The sequence below is a fragment of the Nocardia sp. NPDC059691 genome, from assembly GCF_042733915.1.
Classification (GTDB): domain Bacteria; phylum Actinomycetota; class Actinomycetes; order Mycobacteriales; family Mycobacteriaceae; genus Nocardia; species Nocardia sichangensis.
The window spans coordinates 1-6,635 of record NZ_JBHWFB010000033.1; the positions used below are offsets into that span (position 1 = coordinate 1).

Annotated in this window: 5 protein-coding genes; 3 read left to right on the forward strand and 2 right to left on the reverse strand. The window is 67.2% G+C overall.

The features are described 5' to 3' along the window. Window positions 1-462 precede the first annotated feature (462 nt). Entirely contained in the window at window positions 463-864 is a 402-nt protein-coding gene (locus ACFV2O_RS36620) for a nuclear transport factor 2 family protein (protein ID WP_379256346.1), read from the reverse strand. A gap of 67 nt (window positions 865-931) precedes the next feature. After that, window positions 932-1,900 (reverse strand): helix-turn-helix transcriptional regulator, encoded by a 969-nt coding sequence (locus ACFV2O_RS36625; RefSeq protein WP_379256347.1) that lies wholly within the window; start codon window positions 1,898-1,900, stop codon window positions 932-934. A gap of 63 nt (window positions 1,901-1,963) precedes the next feature. Between ACFV2O_RS36625 and ACFV2O_RS36630 the strand changes: the two genes are divergently transcribed. The 3 genes from ACFV2O_RS36630 to ACFV2O_RS36640 all read left to right on the forward strand — a co-directional run. After that, complete coding sequence (locus ACFV2O_RS36630) at window positions 1,964-4,252, forward strand: excinuclease ABC subunit UvrA (RefSeq protein ID WP_379256349.1); 2,289 nt, start codon at window positions 1,964-1,966, stop codon at window positions 4,250-4,252. 38 nt (window positions 4,253-4,290) lie between these two features. Continuing rightward, window positions 4,291-5,169 carry a glycosyl hydrolase family 32 gene (locus ACFV2O_RS36635; protein WP_379256351.1) on the forward strand — a complete coding sequence of 293 codons (879 nt, stop codon included), beginning with the start codon at window positions 4,291-4,293 and terminating at the stop codon, window positions 5,167-5,169. A 119-nt stretch (window positions 5,170-5,288) separates the two neighbouring features. Beyond that, on the forward strand, window positions 5,289-6,635 hold a 1,347-nt coding region (locus tag ACFV2O_RS36640; RefSeq protein ID WP_379256353.1), incomplete at its 3' end, for an L-fucose/L-arabinose isomerase family protein.

Sequence of the window (6,635 nt, forward strand, 5' to 3'; positions counted from 1 at the left end):
CCACACGGGGAGTGAAAAGGCCGGAACCAAAAAATAATTGGCACTGACATTCATCGACACACTATTGAGTTCTCAAAGAACACACGCACACACATTCAATCCGAATTACTTCGGACCTTCAGTGAGGCAACTTTTCCAGCTTAGCTCATTCGTTCACCCGATCAAAATCGGGCTCCCGATCGAGCCAGTGTGATCGCCAGGCGCTCCTCGTCCTACCTCGTTTCCCGGTACTTCCGCTCGGCGTCTCCGCCTCGCTTCTCGGCTCCGGGTCGGTGTCCGTGTCGCTCTGACTTGGAATAAGTTACGCGGCGGATAACGCTTCGTCAAATCGCCTGCCCAGCGCGCTTTTTCGCAGGTCAGCGGCGTGCGCGCAGCGAAACTCCGGCGCGAATGACACAAGTGTGATTCAGACCACGACAAGATCGATTGGCAGCGCTTCTACGACAATGCGCCCGTCGGCGATCAGCCACCCAGTGGAGCGCGGCGCGGAATGACTTTGCGATACGTGATCCGCCAGCCGACGGGTTCTCGCACCACCACGTCCTCATAGGTAACGCTTCCGCAGCGACCATCGGCGGCGATCCCGATTCCCTTCGACAACACCTGTGCGCGGTCGGCCTCACTTTCGGTGACGATCACATTCGTGACGTGATGGCCGACCGGATTCGCGTCGCCGAGCGCGAGGGCCGCGTCACGCACAGCGGCGATGCCGCGCAATTCGCCGTATCCCAAGGCGGTCAGGTCGTAGACGACCTCCGCGCTGAACAGCTCGTCCATGCGATCCAGTTCGCCCGCATCGATGATGTGGCCGTGCCGGGCGATGAGGTCGGTGATATCGAGGCGGTCTTCCACTGAGAGCGTCATGCGCAGCACCGTAGTGCCGCTTCCCGCATCGGGCAGCCGAGTATCCGCACGCCGCGGCGGCCTTCGCTCAGCCAGGCTTGTCCGCCGCACGAAGCAGTTTGGCGCCGAGCCGAGCGAGCAGGTCTTTCATCTCGACGGGTTCGACGACCTCGAAGTCCAGGTCGAGGTGCGCGATGCGGAGGGCGGTCCACTCCAGCGAATCCGCGGAGGTGCGCAAGAGACAGGTTCGCTCGTCCAGCGGTTCGACTTCCTCCGCGCGAACGCGGAACGTCTCGGCCAGCACCGCGGCGCGGGCATGCACCCGCAGCACCACGGGACGAACCGGTCTGGAGCGCGCCAACTGGCTGCTCACGAAACTCGCCGCGTCGGCGGTGGGCAGCGTGCGAGGTGCGCAGCGTATTCCGATCGGCCTCGGTGACGTCACACGGTCCACGCGGAAAGTGCGCCAATCGGCGCGGTCGACATCCCAGGCGACCAGGTACCAGCGCCGACCCGCCGAGACCAGACTGTGCGGTTCGGCGAGGCGGCTGCTTTCCGTATCCGTCTTGTCGCGGTATCGGAAGCGGATCCGCTCGCTGTCGCGCGCGGCGGCGGCCAGGGCGACCAACACCTCGGGATCGATCATCGGACCGGTGGCGGGCCCGCCGAGCGAGACGGTGGTGGCGCCTATCGCGTCGACTCGGCGGCGCAAGCGCGACGGCAGGACCTGCTGCAGCTTCACCAAGGCGCGAGCAGCCGATTCCTCGATACCCGCGACCGCGCCCTGCGCCGCGCCGCGCAGTCCGAGCGTGATCGCGACTGCTTCCTCGTCGTCGAGCAGCAGCGGCGGCAGTGCCGCGCCCGCTTCCAGGCGGTAGCCGCCGATCGCGCCGAGGCTCGCGACCACCGGATACTCCAGCTCGCGCAGACGCTCCACGTCCCGGCGCACCGTCCGCACCGTGACGCCGAGCCGCGCGGCCAGTTCGGGACCGCTCCATTCGCGGCGGGTCTGCAACAGCGACAGCAGCTGGAGCAGTCGCTCGGCGGTCCGGGTCACGTACTCGAGTATGGCCGCGAAGGAGGACAGAATCCGACCTCATCGCTGCCTAGCGTGAGGTCCGTGCATGCAGATCGAGACACCATCAGGATCGTCGGGGCTCGTGAGAACAATCTGCGCGATGTCTCGCTGACGATCCCCAAAGGCAAGATCGTGGTCTTCACCGGCGTCTCCGGTTCGGGCAAGTCGTCGATCGTCTTCGGGACCGTGGCGGTCGAATCGCAGCGGCAGCTCAACGAGACCTTCACCTGGTTCATCCGCAATCGGCTGCCCAAATACGAGCGTCCGGAGGCGGACGCGATCGACAACCTGGCGCCCGCCGTCGTCGTCGATCAGAAGCCGATCGGCGGCAATTCCCGTTCCACGGTCGGGACCATGACCGACATCCACTCCGTCATCCGCGTCCTGTTCTCCCGGCACAGCGTGCCGAGCGCGGGCGAGGCCACGCGCTATTCGTTCAACGATCCGCTGGGCATGTGTCCCGGGTGCGGCGGCCTCGGCAATGTGGTGCGGCCGGATCTGGGCAAGCTCATCGACCGCGGCAAATCGCTCAACGAGGGCGCCATCACCTTCGGGCCCTTTGCGGTCGGAACGTTCCAATGGCAGCTCTACGCCGAGTCGGGGCTCTTCGATCCGGACAAGCCGCTGCGGGACTTCACTACCGAGGAATGGCGATTGTTCCTGCATGGCAAGGGTTTCCGGGTGCCGCGCAAGAATCGGAACGGTTCGGCGGGAAACAACGCGTACGAAGGCCTGTTGGAGCGGTTCGACCGCCTCTACATCAAGCGTGATCTCACCGCGTTGTCGGACAAGAATCGCGAAGCCGCCCGCGCGGTGGTCACCGAGGAGGTCTGCCCGGACTGCGGGGGCGCACGGCTCAACGCCGCCGCGCTGGCGAGCCGGATCGATGGCCTCGGCATCGCCGACTACGGCAGGCTGGAGATCACCGACCTCATCGAGGTGCTCGACCGCCTGGACGATCCGGTGGCTCGGCCGATCGCCCAGGCCGCTGTCGCCCGGTTGCGCCGGATCGAGGAGGTCGGGCTCGGCTACCTGTCGCTCGATCGGGAAACCGCCACCCTGTCCGGCGGCGAGGCGCAGCGCCTGAAGGTCGTCCGGCATCTCGGCTCCAGCCTCACCGGCATGACCTATATCTTCGACGAGCCCAGCGTCGGCATGCACCCCCGGGATGTGGGCCGGCTGAACACTCTGCTGAGCCGGCTGCGGGACAAAGGGAACACGGTGCTCGTGGTGGAGCACTCCCCCGATGTCATCGCCGTCGCCGACCATGTGGTCGACATGGGGCCGGGCGCCGGTTCCCGCGGCGGGCAGGTGGTGTTCCAGGGCACCGTCGATCGCTTGCGGCGTGCGGAGACGCCGACCGGTGCGGGCCTGCGCCGGGTGCGGCGGGTGAAGGAGGACGTCCGCGAGCCGGCGGGATGGCTCACCGTCGCCGATGCCGACGCCTACAACCTGAAGAACCTCACCGTGCGGTTTCCGACGGGCGTGCTCACGGCGGTGACCGGCGTGGCGGGCTCCGGGAAGAGCACGCTGGTGTCCGGCGCGTTCGTCGCGGCGCATCCGCAGGTCATCGCGGTGGACCAGGCCGCGATCGCCGCCTCCCGGCGCTCCAGCCCCGCGACCTATCTCGGCATCATGGATCCACTGCGTCAGCTGTTCGCCAAGCGGCACGGCGTACGACCGGGCTTGTTCAGTTTCAATTCCGACGGCGCCTGCGGCGAATGCGACGGCGCCGGAGTGATCTTCACCGATCTGGCGTACATGGATCCGGTCACCACGATCTGCCAGGCCTGCCACGGACGCCGATACCGTCCGGAGGCGCTCGCTTACGAGATTCGCGGGGCGTCCATCGCCGACGTGCTGGAGATGCCCGCGGCGGAAGCGCTGGACTTCTGGGCCGCGGACGGGGACCGGCGGATCGGCACGCCGCTGCGGTCGCTGCTCGACGTCGGTCTCGGGTATCTCACCCTCGGCCGGTCGTTGTCCTCCCTGTCCGGCGGCGAACGCCAGCGCGTCAAGCTGGCCGATCACCTCCAGCGTCGCGCCGAAGCCGCCGTCTACGTGTTGGACGAGCCGACCACGGGGCTGCACATGGCCGATGTCGACGCGCTGGTCGGGCTGCTGGACCGACTGGTCGACGCGGGCAACACGGTGATCGTCATCGAGCACGACCTGGACGTCGTCGCTCGGGCCGACTGGGTGATCGACCTCGGACCCGACGGCGGAAAGCACGGAGGCGAACTCGTTTTCGCCGGGACACCGGCGGACTTGCTGGCGGACGGCCGGTCGCTGACCGCGAAATACCTGCGGCGCAGTGTCGTTGCCCGATGATTCCGCCACCGAGGACGTGATCGCGGCATCATGAATCCATGGCGACACGGGAGGTGGTCCGGGCGGGAGCTTTCGCGCGGATCTACGATCCGAGCGCCGGGGAGTCGGAAGCCTGGTACATCAACGATCACACATTCGTTCGCGACGCTGCCGGGAGGTGGCACCTTTTCGGGATCACCCACCCCGAGCCCGCGGATCCGTTCGACGAGATCGAGTTCGCGCACGCCACCGCCGACCGGCTGCGCGGTTCGTGGACCAAGCATGCCTCGGCGTTGCGGGTGGATCGGGACTACGGGGAGACGCATCTGTGGGCGCCTTTTGTGCTCGGCGCTCACGGCCGGTACTACATGTTCTACGCCGCGGGCGGCGCCGACCGCACCGCCGCGGCGATGAACCTGGCGACCTCGCCCGACCTGTTCCACTGGACCAGATCGGCGGAGGGCCCGCTGTTCCGCGACGGCTACGACGCTCGCGATCCCATGGTGGTGCGAGTCGGCGACCAATGGGTGATGTACTACTGCGCGACCAGTGCCCCGGCGGGTGGTCACCATGTCGTCGCCTACCGCACCAGCGCCGACCTCGTGCACTGGGGCGATCGGCACATCGCGTACACGGATCCGGCCAAAGGCACCGAGGCGGGCAACACCGAATCGCCTTACGTCATTCGGTACGGGGGATGGTGGTACTTGTTCATCGGTCCGCGCCCGCATTACGTCGGCACCGACGTCTTCCGCAGTGACAATCCTTTCCATTTCCGCATCGGCGACAAGGTCGGACACATCGCGGCGCACGCCGCCGAGGTGGTCGAAGAGGACGGCCGCTGGTGGATCACCAGTGCGGGGTGGGGACAGGGCGGGGTACATCTGGCGCCGCTCGGCTTCCCGCAGTCGCGGGTCGTCAAAACGGTTCCACGCTAAGCGGTCCGAAGCACCGGGCCGAGCGCTATTTCGGCGAAACGCGTCTCCGCGCGCGGTCGCGGCTGGTATCTCTTGAGCGAGTCGAACTCTCCGATCACCCACCTACGGGAGGGACCGGCATGGCCCGTATCGGCATCATCAGCGTCTCCGATGGCCGCGACTATGTGCATGCGGGCATCGCCGATTTCATCGCCTCCACCGAGGACCGGCTGGTGGCCGCGCTCGCGGACGCGGGCCACGATGTGGTCCGTGGCGCGGCGCCGATCAGCGACAACGCGGCGGCCGGTGCGGTGGCGCGCACGGTCGCCGCGGCGGGCGTCGATCTCACCGTCCTGCATTACGCGGTCTGGGCGTTCCCGCATTTCACCATGCTGGCGGCGGGCGCGATTCCGGGGCCGCTGCTGTTGCTGTCGAATATCGACCCGGTCCAGCCGGGAATGGTGGGCATGCTCGCCGCCGGAGGTGCGCTGGATCAGATCGGACGTCGGCACAGCAGGCTGTGGGGCGATCCGTCCGATGCCGAACTCATCGACGCGATCGGCGTGCGCGCGCGGGCCGCGGCAGCCGTGGCGAGCCTGCGCGGTTCGACGTTCGGGCGCTTCGGTGGGCGGCCGATGGGCATGAACACCGCGGTCGCCAACACCGATCAGTGGCAGCGCCTATTCGGCATCGACGTCGAGGAAATCGATCAGTGGGAGATCGTGCGGCGCGCGGAACTGGCCGACGCGGGCGAGACGAAGGCCGCGCGCGAGTGGCTGGAGCGCAACACCGCGGGCGTGTACTACGACGGCGCCAAACTCACCCCGCAACTGCTGGAACGTCAGATCCGCTCGTATCTGGCGGTGCGCGAACTGATCGACGAGTGGCGCCTGGATTTCTCGGGGATCAAGGGGCAGCCCGAACTCACCCAGTATTTCGCCACCATGGACGTCACCGAGGCCTTCCTCAACGATCCCTACGACTGGAACGGACCGAAGGAGCCGCACGTCTGCGCGACCGAGGCGGACATGGACGGCGCGCTGACCATGCAGCTGCTCAAAGGGATCGCGGGCACCCCGGTGCTGTTCGCCGACGTCCGGCACTATCACGCCGATCGGGACATCTGGGATCTCTGCAATTCCGGCCAGCACGCCACCTGGTTCGCCGCCCGCAGCGACGATCCGGCGGAGAACCTGGCGAAGGTACACCTGTACCCGGAAGTGTTCTTCTTTCCCGCGGGCGGCGCCTCGGTGCATCATCTGGCCGCGCCGGGCCGGATGACCCTCGCCCGGCTCACCCGGCTCGACGGCGACTACCGCATGCAGCTGATGCTCGGCGAATTCGAGGAATACGACGAGCAGACCAACGAAGCCCTGATGAAGCAGTCGACCCGGGAATGGCCGCACGCGTTCGCCCGGCTGGACGCGCGCGCCGAGGATTTCCTGAACCGCTTCGGGGCCAACCACATTCACGCGGTGCCCGGCGTC